This is a genomic window from Nonomuraea maritima, from assembly GCF_900100395.1.
GTDB classification, from domain to species: domain Bacteria; phylum Actinomycetota; class Actinomycetes; order Streptosporangiales; family Streptosporangiaceae; genus Nonomuraea; species Nonomuraea maritima.
In genome coordinates, this window is sequence record NZ_FNFB01000004.1 from 178,484 (window position 1) to 199,479 (window position 20,996).

Below are 20,996 nucleotides of genomic sequence, written 5' to 3' on the forward strand. Positions count from 1 at the left end.
CTTCGGCAGGATAGATGTCGTGAGCCTTCTCGTAGACCGCCTGCCCGAAGAGATCGACGCCGATCCGGACGCCATCTTCGACGCCTTCGTCGCGTGGAACACCGAGCGGGGGCTCACCCTCTATCCAGCTCAGGAGGAGGCCCTCATCGAGGTGGTCTCCGGCAACAACCTGATCCTGGCCACCCCGACGGGCTCCGGCAAGTCGCTGGTGGCGGCCGGCGCCCACTTCGCCGCGCTGACCCGTGACGTGCGCACGTTCTACACCGCGCCGATCAAGGCGCTCGTGTCGGAGAAGTTCTTCGACCTGTGCGCGATCTTCGGTACCGAGAACGTCGGCATGATGACCGGCGACGCGAGCGTCAACCCCGGCGCCCCGATCATCTGCTGCACGGCCGAGATCCTCGCCAACGTGGCGCTGCGCGACGGCGCGACGGCCGACATCGGCCAGGTCGTGATGGACGAGTTCCACTTCTACGCCGAGCCCGACCGCGGCTGGGCGTGGCAGGTGCCGCTGCTGGAGCTGCCCCACGTGCAGTTCATCCTGATGTCGGCGACGCTCGGCGACGTGTCGATGTTCGAGCGCGACCTGACCCGCCGCACCGGCCGGGATACGGCCGTGGTCAAGAACGCCGAGCGCCCCGTCCCGCTGATCTACTCCTACCGGATGACGCCGCTGCACGAGACGCTGGAGGAGATGCTCAGCACCGGCCAGGCGCCGGTCTACGTCGTGCATTTCACCCAGGCCGCGGCGATGGAACGGGCCCAGGCGCTGATGTCGATCAACATGGCGACCAAGGCCGAGAAAGAGGCCATCGCCACCATGATCGGCGGGTTCCGCTTCACCACCCGGTTCGGCCGGGCGCTGTCGCGGCTCGTCCGGCACGGCATCGGCGTCCACCATGCCGGCATGCTGCCGAAATACCGCCGCCTGGTCGAACGGCTGGCCCAGGCGGGGCTGCTCAAGGTCATCTGCGGCACCGACACGCTCGGCGTCGGCGTCAACGTCCCGATCCGCACGGTCCTGTTCACCGCGCTGTCGAAGTACGACGGCACCAAGGTGCGGCGGCTGCGCGCCCGCGAGTTCCACCAGATCGCCGGGCGCGCGGGCCGGGCCGGGTTCGACACCATCGGCTACGTCGCCTGCCAGGCCCCCGAGCACGACATCGAGAACGCCCGCGCCCTCGCCAAGATCGGCGACGACCCGAAGCGGCGGCGCGGCTACGCCCGCAAGAAGCCGCCGGAGGGCTTCGTGGGCTGGAGCGAGGAGACGTTCCAGAAGCTCCAGCAGGCCGAGCCCGAGCCGCTCAACTCGCGGTTCAAGGTCAGCAACGCCATGCTGCTCGCGGTCATCAACCGTCCCGGCGACTGCTTCCAGGCGATGAAGCACCTGCTGACCGACAACCACGAAGACCGCAAGTGGCAGCGGCGGCACATCAGCCAGGCCATCGCGATCTACCGTTCGCTGCTGGCCGGCGGCATCGTCGAGCAGTTCGCCGAGCCCGACGAGCAGGGCCGGCGGGCGCGGCTGACGATCGACCTGCAGGAAGACTTCGCGCTCAACCAGGCGCTGTCGACGTTCGCGCTGGCGGCGTTCGAACTGCTCGACCGCGAGTCGCCGTCGTACGCGCTCGACATGGTCTCGATCGTCGAGTCGATCCTCGACGACCCGCGCCAGATCCTGTCCGCCCAGCTGAAGAAGGCCAGGGGCGAGGCGGTCGCGCAGATGAAGGCCGACGGCATCGAGTACGAAGAGCGCATGGAGCAGCTGGCCGAGGTCATGTACCCGATGCCGCTGGACGACCTGCTGCTCGGGGCGTACGAGACCTACCGGCGCGGCCATCCCTGGGTCGGCGACTACACGGTGAGCCCGAAGGCCGTCGTACGCGACATGTACGAGCGGGCCATGACCTTCAGCGAGTACATCCAGTTCTACGAGCTGACCCGCTCCGAGGGCACGGTGCTGCGCTACCTCGCCGACGCCTACCGCACCCTGTCGCGCACGGTCCCCGAGCACCTGAAGACCGAAGACCTGATCGATCTCATCGAGTGGCTCGGCGAGCTGGTCCGCCAGGTCGACTCCTCGCTGATCGACGAGTGGGAGAAGCTCGCCAACCCGGCGACGGCGCTGGAGGAGCATCAGCAGCTGGAGACGCGCGTGCGGCCGGTCACCGGCAACCCGCGCGCCTTCAGGGTGCTGGTGCGCAACGCGATGTTCCGCCTGGTGGAGCTGTGCGCCATCGAGAAGGAGGACGAGCTGGAGGAGCTCGCCCCCGACGTCGACTGGGGCGCGGCGCTCGACGCGTACTACGACGAGCACGAGGAGATCTTCACCGACGCCGACGCCCGCGGGCCCGCGCTGCTGCGCATCGAGGAGGAGAGCGGGCTCTGGAAGGTACGCCAGACGATCAAGGACCCGGCGGGCGACGGCGACTGGGGCATCGACGCCCAGGTCGACCTGGCCGCCTCCGACGAGGAGGGCCGCGCGGTGCTGCACGTGCTGGGGCTAAATCGTTTCTGAGGCCACGGGCGGCGATGCTAGGGTTTCGCCGTCTTTGATCAGGAAGGGTGCTGCAGCAGGTGAACGACGAGGAGATCCGACGCGTCCTGGGGCTGCTCTACCAGGACGAAACGGCGCGCGCCTACGCCCGGCTGGTGCTCGGCATGACCGACGGCCTGTCCCCCAAGACGCTGCACAAGCTCGCGGCGGGCGGGCTCGCCGCACGCGACGAGGACGGCACGTGGCGGGCCACGCCGGAGCGCTTCCGCGACCTGCTCCGCGCGACCGCCGAGCCCGCGCCTGAGCTGAGCTTCGAGGAGCGCGTCCTGCGCACGTTCCTCGTCGACGGACGCCTGACGACCACGACGATGCGGCGTGACAAGCGGCTCGTCCTGCTGCGCTACATCTCGCGGGTCTTCGAGCCCGGCGTGCGCTACCCGGAGAAGGACGTCAACGTCGCGCTGCGCGCCTTCCACGACGACTACGCCGCGCTGCGCCGCTACCTCGTGGACGAGGACCTCCTGTCCCGCGAGGGCAACGTCTACTGGCGCAGCGGCGGCCCCGTCGACGTCTGACCGTCCGAGGCGGCCCGCGCGCGAGCACGATACCGACGGGGCGGCCACGCCGCTCATGCCCTGTCCAGGGTGGCCCGCACGCGGGCGCGGTACTCACGGGGCGGCACGCCGTACTCCCTGGCGAAGGCGCGGCTGAAGTGGAACGGGCTGACGAAGCCGCACGCCGCGGCCACCTGACCGACGTTCATGTCGGTGATCTCCAACAGGCTCGCGGCATGGCGGACGCGCGCCTGGCGGACGGCCCGCATGGGCGTGCGGCCGGTCTCCCCGGCGAACAGGTGGGCGAACCGGGAGGGCGAGAGGGCGACCGCGCGGGCGAGGGACGCGACGGAGTGCGGCGCGGCCGGGTCCGCGGCGATGAGGGCGAGCGCGCGTCCGACCCGCTCGTCCCCCTCCTGTGAGGTGTCCTTCCGGGGCTTGGCCGAGGCGGTGGCCAGCACCACCACCTCCTCCACGGCCCCCATCACCAACTCCCGCGCAACGCCACTTTCCACCACAACCGGCACCCACCCCTCACCCGGACCGTCGCCGAAGGGCACGGGCTGCGAGGAGGGTGTCGCCCAACCGCCCCCAGAGGGCGCAGGCCGTGGAGGCGGCCCGGAATGCTGAGAGCTACCGAGGCTCTGAGCAACGGTCCAGTGGGCGTCGTGGTGGGCTCGGGTGAATGCGGCGGTGATGCGGGCGTGTACCGGCTCAGGCACGTCGCTGACCACGTGGCAGCCGCCTCCGCGGGCGTACGGCGCCAGCCATGCCGCCCAGCTCGCCCGGGGCTGGAAGTGCACCCACCAGAACCGCCACCGCCGCGCTGCGGGCGCCACCCGGTAGCGCTGGGCGGTCCCCGACGCCAGCACCGCCAGGTCCCCCGCCCCCACCTCGAACGACACCCCGCCCTGGACGATCCTGCCGGCGCCCGCCTCCGTCCACGTCAGCAGCCAGCTGGGCGACCCGTACGCCCGCCGCGTGGCATAGCCGGCCGGCTTGTCGTAGTGCCCGAGGATCATCACCTCGGCAGCAGGAACAGACAGGTCCTCAGCGGTCATGGGCATACCGTCGCACGGACCGGCCGCCTAGCGTGAGCCTCATGAGGTTGGACGACTTCCACGAGCACGGGTACGTGCTGGCGCCCGGTCTGCTCGGTCATGACGAGGTGGCCGAGCTGCGCGACACGTTCATGGCGATCCACGCGGCCGGCCCCGTCCCCGGCCACTTCACGCCGGAGCCGCAGACACCGGGCGGCCCGTACGACGCGCTGCGCGAGTATCCGCGGATCATGCACCCCCACCAGATCAGCGACGTGGCCCTGCGCTACCTGCTGGACACGCGGATCGCCGCGGTCCTGCGCACCCTGCTGGGCGAGGAGCCGATAGCAGCCCAGAGCATGTTCTACTTCAAGCCGCCGGGTGCGAGGGGCCAGGCGCTGCACCAGGACAACTTCTACCTCCGGGTCGAACCGGGCACGTGCGTGGCCGCCTGGGTGGCGCTCGACCGGGTCGACCGCGCCAACGGCGGCCTGGAGGTGGTGCCGGGCACGCACCGAATGGACCTGTTCTGTCCGGAGGAGGCCGACCAGCAGGTGTCGTTCACCCGTGAGTACGTGCCCCCGCCGCCCGGCCTCGACCGCGTCCCCGTGGACATGGACCCCGGCGACGTGCTGTTCTTCAACGGCAGCCTGGTGCACGGCTCGGAGCCGAACACCACGCCCGACCGCTTCCGCCGCAGCTTCATCTGCCACTACGCGGGCCGCTCGGCCGAACGCATCGCGGAGTACTACCCGACGCTCACGATGACCGGCGAACCCGTACGGCTGGAGCCGGCGGTCGGCGGCGGCCCGTGCGGCACCGAGATCACCGGCCCGCACTAGCAGGCAGGTCAGCCGCCGGAGACGTCCGACTCGGCGTCCTCGGGCACGTCGAAGTCCCACGCGTCGTCGAGCCAGCCGTCGGGCAGCAGCACCTTGGTGCGCTCGCCCGACTTGCCGCGCGGGGTGTCGGTGTTCGGCGGCCAGGGCTGGTCGCGGTCGAGCTTGGCCAGCCCGGCCCGCAGTCCGTCGAGCGAGTCGGCGGTGGCGAGCTCGCGCCGCACCTCGCTGCCGACCGTGAAGCCCTTCAGGTACCAGCCGACGTGCTTGCGGAAGTCGGAGATGGCCGACTTCTCGGCGTCGAAGCAGCCGGTCAGGCCCTCGGCGTGCCGTTCCATCACGTCGGCCACCTCGCCGAGCGTCGGACGGACCCGTTCCGAGCTGCCGTTGAAGGCGTTCTCGAGGTCGCGGAACAGCCACGGCCGCCCCAGGCAGCCGCGCCCGACCACCACGCCGTCGCACCCGGTGCGCCGCACCATCCGTACGGCGTCGTCGGCGCTCCAGATGTCGCCGTTGCCCAGCACCGGGATCTCCTGCACGGCGTCCTTCAGCCGGGCGATCGACTCCCAGTCGGCCACGCCGCCGTAGTGCTGGCGGGCTGTGCGGGCGTGCAGCGCGACGGCGGCGACGCCCTCCTCGACCGCGATCCGCCCGGCGTCGAGGTAGGTCAGGTGGTCGTCGTCGATGCCCTTGCGCATCTTGATGGTCACGGGCAGCGGCCCGGCGTTGGACACCGCCGCCCGCAGGATGCGCCGCAGCAGATTGCGCTTGTACGGCAGCGCGGATCCGCCGCCGCGCCGCGTCACCTTGGGCACCGGGCAGCCGAAGTTGAGGTCGATGTGGTCGGCGAGGTCCTCCTCGACGATCATCTTGACCGCGCGCCCGACGATCTCGGGGTCGACGCCGTACAGCTGGATGCTGCGGGGCCGCTCCGACTCGTCGAACCTGATCATGCGCATGGTCTTGGGGTTGCGCTCGACGAGGGCGCGCGTCGTGATCATCTCGCACACGAACAACCCGCCGCCCTGCTCGCGGCAGAGCACCCGGAACGGCGGGTTGGTGATGCCCGCCATGGGCGCCAGCACCACCGGCGGCCACACCTCAATCGGCCCAATCTTCACACGCCCAGTTGTAGCGCAGGTCGGCCGGCAACCGGTATTTCGCAGATAGGCTGGGAAGCGGCATCTCCACAGGAGGACATGGATGCTTCTTCGCGTTCGCGTGACGCTGCCCGACAGACCCGGGTCGCTGGCCCAGGTCACGAGCGTCCTCGGGGCGGCCGGGGCCGACATCACCCAGGTGACCGTCCTCGACCGCGGTGACGGCAGGGCGACCGACGACATCACGGTCTTCTGCCCCGAGAGCACGCCGCGCGAGGCCCTCGTCAAGAGCCTGGAAAGCGTCGAGGACATCTCGGTCGCAGCCGTCTGGACCACCCGCGAGGCGCCCGGCACCTACCCGGAGCTGGAGATACTCAAGTACATCACCACGGCAGGCGACCGGGCTCTGACCACGCTCGTCGACTCGCTGCCCGTCCTGTTCAGCGCCGACTGGGCCGCCACCACGACCGAGACCCGCACCGACGACGGCGGCGTCGAGAGCCGGGTCGTGTACGCGAGCTGGCGGGCCCCCGAGCACATCACGGTTCCCGCCGACACCCCTCACCGCCCGGTCGCCCTGACGCTCGACGACGGCCTGCACGTGATCCACGCGCCGCTGCCGCCGCTCGCCCTGTCGCTGCTGCTGGCCCGCTCGGAGGGGCCGGCGTTCCACCGCATCGAGGTCCACCGCCTCACCAGGATTCTCGAGATCTTCCTGACCCTCCCCGCGACCGAGCGCAGCGTGGCCCGCCAGCTGCGCAAGTAGGGCGCTCGTCACCCCGGCGTCGCCCAGCGGTGAGCAAGTGGTCGGAAAACCCGCTAGAGTAGGGGACGCAACAGCGCGGAAGTGGCTCAGGGGTAGAGCATCACCTTGCCAAGGTGAGGGTCGCGGGTTCGAATCCCGTCTTCCGCTCGGAGTGGGATACGACACTCGGTGGCGTGGCCGAGAGGCGAGGCAGCGGCCTGCAAAGCCGTCCACACGGGTTCAAATCCCGTCGCCACCTCCATGGACGATTAGCTCAGCGGGAGAGCGCTTCCCTGACACGGAAGAGGTCACTGGTTCAATCCCAGTATCGTCCACCAGCACGAGAGCCCCGGACTCATCGGAGTCCGGGGCTTTCGTCGTTCCCGGCATCACTGACCGGCGAGGCCGGTGTGCGCGACACCTCTGACGATCTGGCGCTGGAACAGCACGAACACCACCAGCAGCGGCAGGCCGGCCAGCACCACCGAGGCCATGATCTGCGCATAGCGCAGGCCGAACGTGCCCTGGACGACGTTCGCCAGGCCCACCGGCAGGGTCATCGTGTTCGGGTCGGTGGAGACGAGGAACGGCCACAGGAAGTTGTTCCAGGTGTTGATGAACGTGAAGATCGACACCGCCGCCAGCACCGGCCGCGACAGCGGCAGCACAATGGTGAAGAACACCCGCCACCGGCCGGCGCCGTCGACGAACGCCGCCTGCTCCAGCTCGGGCGGCACGTCCTGGAAGAACTTGAACAGGATGTAGACGATGAGCGGCGCGGCCACCTGCGGCAGGATGATCGCCCACCAGGTGTCGACCAGGCCGAACGCCACCATCTCGGCGAACAGCGGCGCCATCAGCACCTGCGGCGGCACCATGATCCCGGCCAGGATCAGGCCGAGCAGCACCCGCTGTCCCTTGAACTGCGTCCGGGCGAACCCGTACGCGGCCATCGCCGAGAACAGGACGGTCATGAACGTCACGATGACCGCGGTGACGGTCGAGTTGACCGCCCATTTGACGATGCCGCCGGTGCCGAGGACCAGCGCGTACGACTCGAAGGTGATCGTGCTGCCGAACCACTCCAGCGGGATCTTCGTCGTCTCCGACTCCGGCTTGAGCGACGTCGCCACGGCCCACGCGAGGGGTGCGAGCCACATGATCGCCAGCGCCAGCGTCACCACGAGCAGGACGACCTGGCTGATGCTGAACCGTTTGGTCACGACGTGACCTCCTCGCGCTTGCGGAACAGCCTGAGCTGCGCCAGGGAGACGATGACGATCAGGGCGAACAGGATGTACGACACCGCGGAGGCGTATCCGATGCGGTAGCCGGTGAAGCCGACGTCGTAGGCGTACTCGATGATCGGGCGGGTGGAGTCCTGCGGGCCGCCGCCGGTCATCAGGTAGATCTGGTCGAACACCTTCAGCGAGGCGACGAGCTGCAGCACCACGATGAGCAGGGTGGTACGGCGGAGCAGCGGCAGGGTGATCGAGCGCAGTTTGTCCCAGCCGCTGGCGCCGTCGATGGCGGCGGCCTCGTACAGGTGCGCGGGGATCGACTGCAGGGCGGCGAGGTAGAGCAGGAAGTTGAACCCGACCGTCCACCACACGGTGGTGAGGACCACCGACCACATGGCCACCGCGGGGTCGCCCAGCCACAGGACGTCGGTGCCGAGCGTGCCGTTGAGCAGGCCGTAGTCGGGCGGGTAGATCATCTGCAGCCAGAGGATCGAGATGACCGCCGACGGCAGCAGGAACGGCCCGAAGAACGACAGCCGCCACAGCCACTGCATGAACCGCAGATTGTGCACCAGCAGGGCGAGCACGAGGCCGAGGAGCACCAGCGGGATCGTGCTCATGATCGTGAAGAGCACCGTGTTCCCGAGCGAGCGCCACATGCGCGGGTCGGTGAAGGCCTCGGCGTAGTTGTCGAACCCGACGAAGCGGTCATTGCCGCCGGCGATGTTGACGCTGGAGAAGCTCATCTGGAGGCCGAGCAGGGTCGGCCAGATGAGGAAGACCACGTAGATCAGCAGGAACGGCGCCACGAACAGCAGGCCGTGCTGGGTCCAGGCGTGCCGGACCTTGGGCTTGGCGACGGGGGCGGCGGCAGCGGGGGCCGCGACGGTGGTGGCCATCAGCGCTCCTCGTCGGGGAAGGGGTTCGGGGCGGACATCAGCCGGGCGAGCGACGCCTTGGCGGCGGCCAGCCCTTCCTCAGGCGTGCGCTGGCCGCTGATGACCGGCGAGAACGCCTGGCCGAACTCGATCCACAGCCGCGAGGCCGACCCGGCGAACCACACCTGCGGGTCGAGCGCGACCTCGGTGATGACCGAGCGGTACTCCGACTGCGGCTGCAGCGCCAGGTAGTCGGGCTCCTCCAGGGCCGGCAGGTACGCGGGCACGTGCCCGGCCACGGCCCAGTCGGCGCTGTTGCGCACGAGGTGGGCGATGAAGCGGTACGTCGCCCGTTCGACCTCGGGGTCGCGTTCTCGCTGATGCGGCAGGACGAACGCGTGGCAGTCGGCCTGGGCCTGCCAGCCGCCGAAGACGCTGGGGAAGCGGGTCATGCTGAACGGCGTCCCGCGTTCCTTCAGCCCGGTGGTCTCCCAGTCGCCGTTCCAGAGGAAGGCGGCGTCGCCGTTGGTGAAGTTGGCGACGGAGGCGCCGTAGTCGGTGCGCCAGTCGCAGAGCCCTTCCTGCCCGAGCCGGGCCATCAACCGCAGCGCCTCCAGCGCCTTGGCGTCGTCGATGGTGACCTGGGTGCCGTCCTGCGACAGGAGGGTGCCGCCGTTCTGCGGGTAGAGCGAGTACCACACGCGCCACGGGCCGACGGTGCCGAGGCCGAGCGCGTCGAAGGCGAGCGGCGGCTTGCCGCCCATCACCTCCTTGGCCTTGGTGAGCTGGGCGATCAGCTCGTCGACGCCCTTGGTGGGGACGAGCTTGCCGTCGGGGCCGAGCAGCCCGGCCCTGCCGCAGATGTCGGTGTTGTAGTACTGCACCATCGGGTGGGCGTCGAACGGGATCGCGTACAGCTGCCCGTCGATGTGGGCGCGTTCCCAGATGGGCGGGCTGAAGTCGGCGGCGCGCAGGCCGACCTCCTCCAGGAGCCGCACGTTGAAGGGGTCGAGGATGGCCCCGGCGCCGATCCCGGCGAGGCGGGCCAGGTGGAAGGTGGCGAGGTCGGGCGAGCGCCCCCCGGAGCCCGCCATCGCGACCTTCGTGTAGTACGGCTCGCCCCAGGCGAGCACGTTCTCCTCGACGAAGATGTCGGGGGTGCTCGCGGCGAACGCCTTGACCATCTGGTTCATGATGATGCCGTCGCTCGCGCCCAGGAAGTGCCAGTACTGGACGCGGGTCTGCGAGGAGCCGAGCCCCACGGGGATGGCGCAGCCCGTGGCGGCGACGCCGAGGAGTGCGAGGCTGCCGCCGAGGAGGTGCCGGCGGGAGATGTCGGGGGGACCGTGCACGGTGGCCTCTTCCTTCACCGAACTATCGCTTGGTCAACTTTTCTCGCTGAGGGTGTCGGGATGGTCGGATTCGGGTTCGTACGCCTCGACGTGAACGCCTACCGGGGGCGGGGCCGGATCACGGACTCGCCGCGCGCAACGCCGGTGCCACGTCGGAGTTACCCGAGTGTTAGCGGTCACACACCGCGTGTCAAGGGCCTGCAAGCATCCGCTTTCCAAGCCTCACACCCTTGACCCGCATGGGTGATAACGCTAACAATCTGGATCATCGCCACGTCCGCAAGACCAGGAGTCCCCCCGTGCACCAGGCCAAGCTCACGCTCGATCCCGCCTTCACGATCGCCCCGGTACGCCGGCGGACGTTCGGCGCATTCGTGGAGCATCTGGGGCGCTGCGTCTACACGGGCATCTACGAGCCAGGACACCCCACGGCCGACGACGACGGCTTCCGCCGTGACGTGCTCGACCTCACCCGCGAGCTGGGCGTCTCCACCATCCGCTACCCGGGCGGCAACTTCGTCTCCGGCTACCGGTGGGAGGACGGCATCGGGCCGGTCGCCGAGCGGCCCCGCCGGCTCGACCTCGCCTGGCAGAGCACCGAGACGAACGAGGTCGGCGTCGACGAGTTCGTCCGCTGGTGCCGCAAGGCGGGTGTCGAGCCCATGATGGCACTCAACCTCGGCACGCGCGGCATCGCCGAGGCGCTCGACCTGCTGGAGTACTGCAACCACCCGTCCGGCACCACGCTGTCCGACCTGCGCGTCGTGAACGGCTCCAAGGAGCCGCACGGCATCCGCATGTGGTGCCTGGGCAACGAGATGGACGGCCCCTGGCAGACCGGGCACAAGACCGCCCACGAGTACGGCCGGCTGGCCGCCGAGACCGCCCGTGCCATGCGCATGGTCGACCCGACGCTGGAACTGGTCGCGTGCGGCAGCTCCGGCTCCAGCATGCCGACCTTCGGCGCGTGGGAGGCCACGGTGCTGGAGGAGACGTACGACGTGGTCGACTACATCTCCTGCCACGCCTACTACGAGGAGCACGACGGCGACCTCGGCAGTTTCCTGGCCTGCTCGACCGACATGGAGTACTTCATCCGGTCGGTGGTGGCCACCGCCGACCACGTGGGCGCCCGGCTGAAGTCGCGCAAGAAGATCGACATCTCCTTCGACGAGTGGAACATCTGGTACCTGTCGCGCCACCAGGCCGCCGAGCGCCGTACCGACTGGCCGATCGCGCCGCCGCTGCTCGAGGACCGCTACCACCTGGCCGACGCGGTCGCCTTCGGCGGCCTGCTCATCACGCTGCTGCGCAACAGCGACCGGGTGACCGCCGCGAGCCTCGCCCAGCTGGTGAACGTGATCGCGCCGATCATGACGGAGACCGGCGGGCGGGCGTGGCGGCAGACCACCTTCCACCCGTTCGCGCAGGCGTCCCGGCTCGCCGCCGGCGAGGTGCTGCGCGTCGAGCCGACCGCGCCGACGTACGAGACGAAGGCCTACGGCGAGGTGCCGGTGATCGACGCGGTGGCCACGCACGGCGAGGACGGCACCACGCTGTTCGTGGTCAACCGCTCGGCCGACCAGCCCGTGTCGCTGGACATCGACACCCGGGCGCTCGGCGGCGCGCGTCTCGTCGAGGCGACCACGCTCACCGACCCCGACGTCTACGCCCGCAACACGGCCGACGACCCCGACCGGATCGCGCCGCGGCCGAACCCCGACGTCGAGCACGACCCGCTGCGCGTCCTGCTGCCGCCGGTCTCGTGGAACGTGATCAGGCTCGCCTGACCGGGCCGGTGCTCTCGCGGACGACGAGCTCGGGCGCGACCAGGACGCGGACGCCCGGGTCGCCGCCCGCCATCCGGTCGAGCAGCATCCGGAGCGCGAGCCTGCCCACCTCGCCGAAGTCCTGCCGTACGGTCGTGAGCGGCGGCCAGAAGTAGCCCGACTCTGGGATGTCGTCGAACCCGGCCACGCTCACGTCCTCCGGCACCCGCCGGCCGGCCTCGCGCAGCGCGCGCAGCACGCCGAGCGCCATCTGGTCGTTGGCCACGAACACGGCCGTGACCGCGTGGCCGAGGCCGCGGCCGAGCTCGTAGCCGGAGTTCGGGCTCCAGTCGCCGCGCAGCACCTCGGGCACCGGGCGGCCGGCGTCCTCCAGGACGTCGCGCCAGCCCTCGATGCGGTCGTCGGCGTCGAGCCAGTCGGCCGGGCCCGCGACGTGCGCGACCGTCTCGTGGCCGAGGCCGAGCAGGTGCCGGGTCACGTGGGCGGCGCCCGCCCGCTGGTCGACCTTGACCACGGGCACCGGGATGTCGTCCCCTGCGTCGACGGCGACGACCGGCATCTCGGGCGGCAGGTGCCGCAGCCCGTCGGCGGCCGACTCGTGCGGCGCGACGATGATCACCCCGTCGGCCGCCTGGGTGCGCAGCCGCTGCACGCCCTCCTCCACCGACCGGCGCTTCAGCGAGCTGAGGCTGGCGACGCTGATGCTGTAGCCGGCGCGCCGGGCGGCCTGCTCGATGCAGTAGAGCGTGGTCGCCGGGCCGTACAGGGTGGTGTCGACGCCGACCACGCCGAGCGTGCCGGAGCGGCCGGTGACCAGCTGGCGGGCGGCCTGGTTGGGCCGGTAGTCGAGCTCGCGCACGGCGTCGAGGACGCGGGCCCTGGTCTCGGCGCGGACGAGGTCGGGCGCGTTGAGCGCCCGGGAGACCGTCATGGTGGAGACTCCGGCCCGCGCGGCGACGTCCGTGAGCACCGCGGGCCGTCTGGGTTTCGCTTTCACCGCGAGCTCACCCCCTCCTTGCCACGCTAACAGGACGGGGGGTCAGGGGGCCCCGCATCGTCGGGCCGGACGAGCAGGACGAACGTGCGGGCGTAGGACACTCCCGCGCCGGGGCGGGGCCAGTCGAGGGCGGCCAGCGCGCGTGAGGCCCCCGCGTGGTGGACGCCGCCGACCCGTACCTCGGCGACCTCGCCGCCCTCTCCCCCGCCGAAGAACGCCTTGACGCCCACCAGGGGCTCGTGCCCGACCGCGCCCTTCAGCGCCGGGGCAAGGTAAGGGAGCAGCGCGTGCCGGACCGCCCACCGCTGCACGGCCTCGTGGTCGTCGCCGGTGCCCCAGCCCGCGATGCCGCCGTGGACGGCGTGCCGGCCGGGGAAGCCGTCGGGGTCGTCGGGGGCGAGGTGGGCGGCGCGCGTGCCGTCCTGGAGGAGGAGTTCGAGCACGGCGGCGGCGGTGGTGTCGAGCCACGTACGGACGGCGCGTTCGGCGGCCTGTTCGGTGGTGTCGCCGTAGCCGGCCGTACGGTCGGTGATCGTGGTCTCGTCCGGGCGCTCGACGTCGAGCACGAAGTGGAGGTCGAGGTGGTCCTCGCGGCCGGTGCGGTCGGGGCCGAGCAGCACGGCGAGCGAGCCAGGCCCCTTGGCCATGCCGTCGCGGACCTCCCACGGCCGGCCCATGGCCGCGCTCAGGTGGGCGGCGACCAGGCCCAGCACCGTGTCGTCCGCGAGCCGCTGACCCTCCATGCACACCCCTTGATCGGATCCGTCTGCAGTGCAGATTAGCCGACCTTGATCATCATCGCCGGGAGATCACAGGCGGCGGTGCTCGCGCGGGACGGGCGTGGAGATTGGTACGCGGGAGGCGCTCGAGAACCGGCGGCCCGCTGTGCGGCAATATTCCGCCAAAAAATTTACCTACTCGGAATCTCCCATCTCATGGGCGTTTCAGGGGCTTAAGTCATGGCTTACCGTTTATAAACCCAACATCATCTCAAAATAGGCGGCATTCTGGGGGGCATGCGTTATCCGAAAGCTTTTCTGACCGCCACGGCAGGCGCTCTTGCCCTGGTCACGGGGCTCACGGCACCCGCGCATGCTCAGGCGACCACTACGGCCCCCGCCTCCGCTGCCGGTGCGTCCACTTACGACGCCCCCTCCGTTTACGGCAGAGCCGCATATTTGATGGACGCCTCCACCGGAAACGTTCTCTTCGACAAGGCCGGCAACAAGCGGATGCCGATCGCCAGCCTCACCAAGACCATGACGGCGTACGTCGTCCTGAAGTACGCCAAGCCCACCGACGTCGTGCACATCAAGCGCCAGGACGAGACGTACGCCGAGGACGGCGGCGGCACCACCGCCGACCTGAACCCCGGCGACACCATCACCGTCGGCCAGCTCCTGTACGGCCTCCTGCTGCCCTCCGGCGCGGACGCCGCCCACGCGCTCGCGCGGACGTACGGCCCCGGCGTGCCCGGCTTCGTCGCCAAGATGAACGCCACCGCCCGTGAGCTCGGCATGACCGACACCCACTACGTCAACGCCGACGGACTGCCCACGCCGGACGGCGACGGCTACTCCACCGCGCGCGACCAGGCCGTGCTGGCCGCCAAGGCCCTGCAGGTGCCGCTGATCAAGCAGGTCGTCGGCACGCGGACCCACCACCTGGCGGCGGGCGACGGGCACGGCTCCTACACCTGGCGCAACACCAACCGGCTGCTCGGCACGCCCGGCGTGCTCGGGATGAAGACCGGGTTCACCCGGGCGGCGGGCTACTGCCTGGCGTTCGCGGGCGAGAAGCACGGCCGGACGATGGTCGGCATCCTGCTCGACGAGTCCGTCTCCAGCCGGCGCTTCTCGACGGCCGAGAACCTGCTGTCCTGGGGCGCCCAGCGCGACTCCGCCTAGGACTCGCGGGACGCCCGGCCGCACCCCTCTCCTTCCGCAGGACAGCGAGCCGTATCGGGATGTAACGTCCTATGGGTGTTATCCCGTTACATGTTGGGCGCCCTGACCGCCCGCACCGGGGACGAGATGTCCGGCCCGGCGCTCCTCGTCACCGGGCTGGCCATCACGGGGTCCCCCGTCCTCGCGTCGTGGCTGCTGGCCGGGCTGACCGTCTCGTCCGCCGCCGGAGGCCCGCTGCTCGGCGTCCTGCTCGACCGGGCCCGCCGTCCCGGGCGGCTGCTGGCGTACTGCCTGGCCGGGTACGCGGCGGGGCTCCTGCTGCTGCTCGCCGGGCTCGGCAGGGTGCCGGACGCGGCTCTCATCGGTCTCGCCGTCGCCGTCGGCCTGCTCGGCCCGGCGGGCGGCGGCGGCTGGACCGCGCAACTGCCTCTCGTCGCCGATCCGCCCCGACTGGCCAGGTTCACGGCGCTCGACTCCATGTGCTACAACGCCGCCGCTCTGGCGGGCCCCGCCCTGGTCGGCGCGGCAGCGGCGGCGGGCGCCGGCGCGGCGGTGCTCCCGCTGTGCGCCTTCCTTCTGCTGGCCGCGCTCCCCGCCGCCTGGTCCCTCCCCTCCCGCACCGGCGGCGGACCCGTCGCGGGAACCGTGCGCGGCCTCGCGGGCGACGTACGCGAAGGGGTCGGCGTCATCGCAGGGAACTTAGCGCTGCGGCGGGCGACGGCCGGGTCCATGGTCTCGTGCGCGGGGCTGGCCATGTGGACGGTCACCGCGCCCGTCCTCGGTGACCGGCTGGCCGGCGACAGCGGTCTCGGTGCGCTGCTGCTGGCCGTCACCGCCGCGTGCGGGCTGGCGACCAACGGCGTCCTGGCCGCGTACGGTCGCGGGACCCGGCGCTGGGAGGCGTTCCTGGCGGGCGGGACCGCCGTGCTCGGCGCCGGGACGGCACTCGCGGCGGTCGCGGACGCGTTCTGGCTGGCCGTGGTCGCCGCCGCGGTCGCGGGCGTGGGCGAGGGCCCGCAGCTGACCGCCCTGTTCGCCGTACGCCACCGCGAGGCTCCCGCCCGCCTGCGCGGTCAGGTGTTCACCACCGGGGCGAGCCTCAAGATCACCTCGTACGCGCTGGGCTCCGCGCTGGCCGGGCCGCTGGCGGCGTACTCGACGGGCGCGGCACTGACGGTCGGCGCGGCCCTGCAGGCAGCGGCGCTCGCGATCCTCCTCCCCCGCCGTTGAGTGACGGCCAGGTGTCGGCGCCGGTCAGCGGGTGGGGGTGCGGGAGCGGTGGGCGGCGACGCGTTCGCGGGTGGCGCAGCGGGCACTGCAGTAGCGGCGCGGGCTGCCGCCGCCGAGGTCGAGGTACGGCCGCCGGCAGCTCGCTGACGCGCACAGCCCGCCCGGCACCCGCTGGTGGTCGGCCAGCAGCACCGCGAACGCCATCGCCGACGAGGCGAGGAACCATTCCTCCCATGGTGCGTCGTCGTGGGAGTCGACGTGGACGTGCCAGGTGGCCGTGCCCCCGTGACTGGTCAGCCGGGGCGGGTGGGCCGCTTCTGCGAGCAGCCCGTTGAGCAGTTCGGCCGCCTTGCCGGCGTCGGGAGCGGCCAGCACGTCGCGCAGCCGCTCCGCCGCGGCGCGCATCCGCGCCACGTCGCCCTCCCGCAGGACGAGGTCACCGCTCTCACCGTGCTCGTGCAGGACCCGCGTCACCGACGCGACCGACGGCTCCTCGTGCAGCAGCGCCACGCACAGATCGACGGCTCTCGCGGCCATCGCCTTGGTCGAGTGAACCTCCACGCCGAGAAGCGTATGCCGGGACGCCGGGCAGCGCCGTCACTCCGCGATCCCGGCATCGCACGGCGGTCGGCGGTCGGCGAGGAGCACGGCCAGGCGATCCATGGCCTCCGTGCCGCCCCGAGCCGCGTCACCGCGGACGACGGCGTCGCGGGCCTCCACCGACTGGTGCACGGACTGGGCGGTGTACCGGGTTCCTCCGCCGGCCGCCGCCAGGGTGACGGTCGCGAGGGCGACCTCGCCCGGCATGCCCTCGAACGCCCACGTCCGTACGAACCGCTCGGGCGCCACGACGTCGTGGTAGACGCCGCAGAACCCGTACTCCCGGCCGTGGGCGTCGATGTTCACGAAGCGCCAGCGGCCGCCGGGCCTGACCTCCATCCGGTCGACGCGGGTGGCGAGGACGTGCGGCCCCCACCAGCGCGGGACCAGCTCGGGGTCGGTGACGACCCGGAACACGACGTCGGGCGGCGCGTCGAAATGCCGGATCATGACGATGTCCTGCCGTCCCGGTTCGATGACGAACGCGGTCTCAGCCATGCTCAAGCCCTTCCTTGCCGGGGTGGACCCGCCGGATCTCCCGCTCCAGGCGGTCGAACCGGTCGTTCCAGCGCTCGCGGTAACGGTCGATCCAGTGCGAGACCGCGTCGAGCGGGGCGGTCTCCAGGCGGCAGGGCCGCCACTGCGCGTCGCGGCCCCGGCTGATCAGGCCCGCACGTTCCAGCACCTTGAGGTGCTTGGAGATCGCCTGCAGGCTGATGTCGAACGGCTCGGCCAGCTCGTTGACCGTCGCCTCCCCTTCGGACAGCCGCGCGAGGATGGCCCGCCGCGTGGGGTCGGCCAGGGCGGCGAAGGTGCGGCTGAGCTCGTCGTCGGGCATGCGGGCGGTCTTCCTGTCGGGTACGCGCGATCACACTAGTGGGCGCTCAGTGGTCGACGATCGCGCCGCACGAGATGTTGAGTGTCGCCGAGGTCATGGTCCTGGCCAGGTCGGAGGCGGCGAACGCGGCGACGCCGCCGACGTCTTCGAGCGTGGCGCCGCGCCCGAGCAGGGACGTCTCGGCGATCGAGGCCGCGATCCGCTCGCGCAGCGGCTCGTCGGCGGTCATGCTCGCGGGGACGCCGCCGGTCACCAGGGTGACGACCCGGACGCCGTACGGGCCGGCCTCGCACGCCCACTGGCGGCGCATGCTCTCCATGGCGTCGAGCGCGACCTTGAACCCGCCGATGCCCGGCACCGTCTGCGGGCCGCCCCCGCCGAACAGCAGGATCACGCCCGAGCGCCGGGGGATCATGTGCCGGACGGCCGCCCTGGTGGTGAGGAACTGCGTGCGCGTGGCGATCTCGATCGGGCGCAGGAACTCGGCGGCGGTGATCTCGGTGAGCGGCTTCTGCACGTCCTGGACGCCGATGACGTTCATCGAGATGTCGATGCCGCCGCCCCGCTCGGCCACGTCGTCGGCGAACGCGTCGACCGCGGCCTCGTCGAGCGCGTCGACGACGGCGGTCTCGGCCGTGCCGCCGGCCGCGCGGATGTCGTCGGCGACCTCGTCCAGGGTCTTGAGCGTCCGGCCGGCCAGGTGGACGCGGGCTCCCGCACGGGCGAAGGCGCGGGCCACCGCGCCGCCGATCGCGCCACCGGCGCCGTACACGACAGCGATCTTGCCATGGAGCATCGTATTCAACCTTTCGGTTAATCAACGGATAGGTTGAATAGAGCACGGCTCGACGTCCGGCGTCAAGAGTGGCTCGCCTCAGAGCGGGCGGCGGCCCGCGAAGCCGAGTTCGGTGCGGTGGTACCAGCCGAGCTCGCGTTCGCCCTCGATCCAGCACAGCCGGACGGACACGCCGTCGAGCACGGCGGGGAAGTCGACGAGGACCGGCGCGATGCCCTTCACCTCGATGCCCTGGTCGCTCCACCCGCTGAGGATCTCCTCGATGCGGGCCTGCAGCCCCTTGATCTCGGGCAGGCCGCCCAGCCCGGACGGGACTCCCGAGCGCCGCGCGAAGTCGATCTCCGCCAGGTCGGCCCGCGCGGCGATCAGCTCGCGGGCCTCCCGGACGACGGCGGGGAGCAGCGCACGGGCCTCGTCGAGGGTGAAGGTCCGGTCCATGCGCTCACGTTAGCGGCTGGGCTCGTACGCGACGATCAGAAGCCGCTCGGCATGGCCGAGGTAGTCGTCGAGATAGGCGGCGGCCTCGTCGTGCTGCTCGGACTCGATCAGGGCGAGCAGGGCGCGGTTGCGGTCGACGAACGGCTCGTGGAAGGCCCGCGGGTTCTCCATGACGTGGAAGACGAGCCGCAGCTCGGCAAGGAGCTGACGCATCGCCTCGTCGATCCTCGGACTCCCGTTGAGCGACACCAGCGCCTGGTGGAACCGGATGTTGGCGGTGCCGACGCCCTGCCAGTCGTCCTGCGCGGCGGCGCGTTCTGCGTCGAGCACCGCCTCGGCGATCAGGTCGAGCGCCTCCTTGGACGGCGTGCGCCGCACGGCCGCGCCCTCCAGCACGCGCCGCACCCGGTAGAGGTCGGAGACGTCCTCGACGGAAGGCAGCCGGACGAACACTCCCCGGTTGAGCCGGTGTTCGAGCAGGCGCTCGTGACCGAGCAGCCGGAAGGACTCGCGCAACGTGTTGCGGGAGACGCCGAGCGCCTCGGAGATAAACTCTTCCGACAGTCGCTGGCCCGGCTGGAAGAATCCCTCACTGATACGTTCGCGCAGAATGTCGGCCACCCGTTCGGCCGTGCTGCTGCGACCCAGGCGGGGGCGGTCCTGGGCAAGATCAGCGACCACGTTGTCCACCATGCAAGACAATCATGGGGCAAACCTCTTGTCGAATTGTTCAACGATCCTTACGTTGAAGGCATCCCCCCTACACCTTCAAGGAGCGATCGCATGGCAGGCTCCACAGCACAGACCCGGCGGGTGATCCTCGCCAGCCTCGTCGGCACGTCGCTGGAGTGGTACGACTTCTTCCTCTACACCACGGCCGCGACCCTGGTCTTCCCCCAGCTGTTCTTCCCGTCGCTCGACCCGGTCACCGGCACGCTCGCCTCGTTGACCACCAACGCCGTGGCGTTCGTCGCCCGCCCGCTCGGCGGCATCGTGTTCGGCCACTTCGGCGACCGCACGGGCCGCAAGACCGTGCTGGTCGTGACGCTCCTCGTCATGGGCGTCTCGACGTTCCTCATCGGCGCGCTGCCCGGCTACGCGAGCATCGGGATCGTGGCGCCGATCCTGCTCGCGCTGCTGCGGTTCGCCCAGGGCCTCGGGCTCGGCGGCGAGTGGGGCGGCGCGGTGATCATGTCCATCGAGCACGGCGACGGCCGCCGCCGCGGTTTCAACGCGAGCTGGCCGCAGGTCGGCGTGCCCGCGGGCTACGTGCTCGCCACCGGCCTGCTGACCGTCCTGTCGTTCACGCTCTCGGACGCGGCGTTCCTGAGCTGGGGCTGGCGGGTGCCGTTCCTGCTGTCGGGCGCGCTGGTGTTCGTGGGCCTGTGGGTGCGGCTCAAGATCACCGAGTCGCCGCTGTTCGCCGAGGTGGAGCAGAAGGGCGCCAAGGCGCGGATGCCGCTCGTCGAGGTGCTGCGCACGCACCCGCGCGCCCTGCTGTCGGCCTTCACCGCCCGGATCGGGACGGACGTCGCCTTCTACACCTTCACCTCGTACATCATCGTCTACATCACCCAGCAGCTGGAGCTGCCGCGGTCGTACGCGCTCAACGCCGTGCTCATCGCCTCGGCGCTGCAGCTCGCGCTGATCCCGCTGGCGGGCGCCCTGTCCGACCGGTACGGCCGGCGTCCGGTCTACCTCGCCGGCGTGGTGGGCGCGGCGGTGTGGGTGTTCGCGTTCTTCCCGCTGCTGGACACCAGGTCGTTCCCGCTCATCGCGCTGGCGGCGATCGTCGCTCTGGTGACGCATGCCGCCATGTACGGGCCGCAGGCGGCGTTCATCGCCGAGCTGTTCAGCACCCGCCTGCGCTACAGCGGCGCCTCCATGGGCTACCAGGTGGCCGGCATCGTGGGCGGCGCCCTGGCCCCGATCATCGCACTCCAGCTGTTCGAGGCGTTCCGGTCGACGGTGGCGGTGTCGCTCTACGTGGTCGCCGCCCTGGTGGTCACGTCCGTGGGCCTGGCCATCGCCCCCGAGACCCGCGACCTGGACATCTCCGCCACGCCGGCCGGCGCGCCCGAGGCGGAGCTGCCGGGCCGCACGGGACCGTTCGCCTAGGGCCGCGCTCCGAGCCTCACAGGGATGCCGCGAACC

21 protein-coding genes and 3 tRNA genes are annotated in these 20,996 nt (G+C 71.1%); 11 read left to right on the plus strand and 13 right to left on the minus strand.

Features of this window, described 5'->3' with window-relative positions:
- The first annotated feature begins 10 nt into the window (after positions 1–10).
- Both BLR04_RS09665 and BLR04_RS09670 read left to right on the plus strand, forming a co-directional pair.
- Positions 11–2,518, plus strand: a complete 2,508-nt coding sequence (locus BLR04_RS09665) for a DEAD/DEAH box helicase (RefSeq protein ID WP_090762268.1) — start codon at positions 11–13, stop codon at positions 2,516–2,518.
- Between the two features lie 47 nt (positions 2,519–2,565).
- Positions 2,566–3,072 carry a DUF2087 domain-containing protein gene (locus BLR04_RS09670; protein WP_245740136.1) on the plus strand — a complete coding sequence of 169 codons (507 nt, stop codon included), beginning with the start codon at positions 2,566–2,568 and terminating at the stop codon, positions 3,070–3,072.
- A 53-nt stretch (positions 3,073–3,125) separates the two neighbouring features.
- Here BLR04_RS09670 and BLR04_RS09675 read toward each other — a convergent pair whose 3' ends face one another.
- Entirely contained in the window at positions 3,126–4,112 is a 987-nt protein-coding gene (locus BLR04_RS09675) for an AraC family transcriptional regulator (RefSeq protein ID WP_218128798.1), read from the minus strand.
- A gap of 41 nt (positions 4,113–4,153) precedes the next feature.
- Here BLR04_RS09675 and BLR04_RS09680 point away from each other — a divergent pair, with 41 nt between their 5' ends.
- On the plus strand, positions 4,154–4,933 hold the full coding sequence (locus BLR04_RS09680; protein WP_090761884.1) for a phytanoyl-CoA dioxygenase family protein: 780 nt from the start codon (positions 4,154–4,156) through the stop codon (positions 4,931–4,933).
- Positions 4,934–4,941: 8 nt separating this feature from the next.
- On the opposite strand, the gene dusB is transcribed toward BLR04_RS09680, so the two are convergent.
- Entirely contained in the window at positions 4,942–6,051 is a 1,110-nt protein-coding gene (dusB, locus tag BLR04_RS09685; protein WP_245740137.1) for a tRNA dihydrouridine synthase DusB, read from the minus strand.
- Between the two features lie 82 nt (positions 6,052–6,133).
- Between dusB and BLR04_RS09690 the strand changes: the two genes are divergently transcribed.
- The 4 genes from BLR04_RS09690 (at position 6,134) to BLR04_RS09705 (ending at position 7,113) form a co-directional block, all read left to right on the plus strand.
- Positions 6,134–6,796, plus strand: coding sequence for an ACT domain-containing protein (locus BLR04_RS09690; RefSeq protein ID WP_090761888.1), 663 nt, complete (start codon positions 6,134–6,136; stop codon positions 6,794–6,796).
- Between the two features lie 75 nt (positions 6,797–6,871).
- A tRNA-Gly gene (locus BLR04_RS09695) sits at positions 6,872–6,943 on the plus strand.
- A gap of 20 nt (positions 6,944–6,963) precedes the next feature.
- Positions 6,964–7,037 (plus strand) — tRNA-Cys (locus BLR04_RS09700).
- Between the two features lies 1 nt (position 7,038).
- Positions 7,039–7,113, plus strand: a tRNA-Val gene (locus tag BLR04_RS09705).
- A gap of 51 nt (positions 7,114–7,164) precedes the next feature.
- Here BLR04_RS09705 and BLR04_RS09710 read toward each other — a convergent pair.
- The 3 genes from BLR04_RS09710 to BLR04_RS09720 are packed head-to-tail and all read right to left on the minus strand — an operon-like array spanning position 7,165 to position 10,246.
- Positions 7,165–7,998: a carbohydrate ABC transporter permease gene (locus BLR04_RS09710; protein ID WP_218128799.1), complete on the minus strand. Its 834-nt coding sequence runs from the start codon at positions 7,996–7,998 to the stop codon at positions 7,165–7,167.
- Entirely contained in the window at positions 7,995–8,915 is a 921-nt protein-coding gene (locus BLR04_RS09715) for a carbohydrate ABC transporter permease (protein ID WP_090761890.1), read from the minus strand. The genes BLR04_RS09710 and BLR04_RS09715 overlap by 4 nt, the downstream gene beginning before the upstream one ends.
- Positions 8,915–10,246: an extracellular solute-binding protein gene (locus tag BLR04_RS09720; protein WP_245740138.1), complete on the minus strand. Its 1,332-nt coding sequence runs from the start codon at positions 10,244–10,246 to the stop codon at positions 8,915–8,917. Before BLR04_RS09720 ends, BLR04_RS09715 begins: the two co-directional genes overlap by 1 nt.
- A 299-nt stretch (positions 10,247–10,545) precedes the next feature.
- Here BLR04_RS09720 and arfA point away from each other — a divergent pair, with 299 nt between their 5' ends.
- Positions 10,546–12,036 carry an arabinosylfuranosidase ArfA gene (gene arfA, locus BLR04_RS09725; protein ID WP_090761893.1) on the plus strand — a complete coding sequence of 497 codons (1,491 nt, stop codon included), beginning with the start codon at positions 10,546–10,548 and terminating at the stop codon, positions 12,034–12,036.
- Here arfA and BLR04_RS09730 read toward each other — a convergent pair.
- Together BLR04_RS09730 and BLR04_RS09735 are read right to left on the minus strand one after the other, a co-directional pair.
- On the minus strand, positions 12,023–13,033 hold the full coding sequence (locus tag BLR04_RS09730) for a LacI family DNA-binding transcriptional regulator (protein WP_090761895.1): 1,011 nt from the start codon (positions 13,031–13,033) through the stop codon (positions 12,023–12,025). The genes arfA and BLR04_RS09730 overlap by 14 nt on opposite strands.
- 26 nt (positions 13,034–13,059) lie before the next feature.
- Positions 13,060–13,776 (minus strand): DUF6348 family protein, encoded by a 717-nt coding sequence (locus tag BLR04_RS09735; RefSeq protein ID WP_090761897.1) that lies wholly within the window; start codon positions 13,774–13,776, stop codon positions 13,060–13,062.
- A gap of 273 nt (positions 13,777–14,049) precedes the next feature.
- Here BLR04_RS09735 and BLR04_RS09740 point away from each other — a divergent pair, with 273 nt between their 5' ends.
- Together BLR04_RS09740 and BLR04_RS09745 are read left to right on the plus strand one after the other, a co-directional pair.
- Positions 14,050–14,940, plus strand: a complete 891-nt coding sequence (locus BLR04_RS09740) for a D-alanyl-D-alanine carboxypeptidase family protein (protein ID WP_090761899.1) — start codon at positions 14,050–14,052, stop codon at positions 14,938–14,940.
- Positions 14,941–15,015: 75 nt separating this feature from the next.
- Positions 15,016–16,170: an MFS transporter gene (locus BLR04_RS09745; protein WP_245740140.1), complete on the plus strand. Its 1,155-nt coding sequence runs from the start codon at positions 15,016–15,018 to the stop codon at positions 16,168–16,170.
- Between the two features lie 24 nt (positions 16,171–16,194).
- Here the strand turns inward: BLR04_RS09745 and BLR04_RS09750 are convergent, their stop codons facing one another.
- The 6 genes from BLR04_RS09750 to BLR04_RS09775 form a co-directional block, all read right to left on the minus strand.
- Complete coding sequence (locus BLR04_RS09750) at positions 16,195–16,731, minus strand: CGNR zinc finger domain-containing protein (RefSeq protein ID WP_245740141.1); 537 nt, start codon at positions 16,729–16,731, stop codon at positions 16,195–16,197.
- A 36-nt stretch (positions 16,732–16,767) separates the two neighbouring features.
- Positions 16,768–17,268, minus strand: a complete 501-nt coding sequence (locus tag BLR04_RS09755) for an SRPBCC domain-containing protein (RefSeq protein WP_090761903.1) — start codon at positions 17,266–17,268, stop codon at positions 16,768–16,770.
- On the minus strand, positions 17,261–17,608 hold the full coding sequence (locus BLR04_RS09760) for an ArsR/SmtB family transcription factor (RefSeq protein ID WP_090761905.1): 348 nt from the start codon (positions 17,606–17,608) through the stop codon (positions 17,261–17,263). The genes BLR04_RS09755 and BLR04_RS09760 overlap by 8 nt, the downstream gene beginning before the upstream one ends.
- 46 nt (positions 17,609–17,654) lie before the next feature.
- The gene (locus BLR04_RS09765; RefSeq protein WP_090761907.1) at positions 17,655–18,404 is read right to left on the minus strand and encodes an SDR family NAD(P)-dependent oxidoreductase; all 750 of its coding nucleotides are present in this window, start codon (positions 18,402–18,404) and stop codon (positions 17,655–17,657) included.
- Positions 18,405–18,482: 78 nt separating this feature from the next.
- Positions 18,483–18,842 carry a DUF2203 domain-containing protein gene (locus BLR04_RS09770; RefSeq protein WP_090761909.1) on the minus strand — a complete coding sequence of 120 codons (360 nt, stop codon included), beginning with the start codon at positions 18,840–18,842 and terminating at the stop codon, positions 18,483–18,485.
- A gap of 9 nt (positions 18,843–18,851) precedes the next feature.
- Positions 18,852–19,535 (minus strand): GntR family transcriptional regulator, encoded by a 684-nt coding sequence (locus BLR04_RS09775; RefSeq protein ID WP_090761911.1) that lies wholly within the window; start codon positions 19,533–19,535, stop codon positions 18,852–18,854.
- Between the two features lie 90 nt (positions 19,536–19,625).
- On the opposite strand from BLR04_RS09775, the gene BLR04_RS09780 reads away from it, so the two are divergent.
- Positions 19,626–20,960, plus strand: a complete 1,335-nt coding sequence (locus tag BLR04_RS09780) for an MFS transporter (RefSeq protein ID WP_176903014.1) — start codon at positions 19,626–19,628, stop codon at positions 20,958–20,960.
- Positions 20,961–20,996 lie beyond the last annotated feature (36 nt).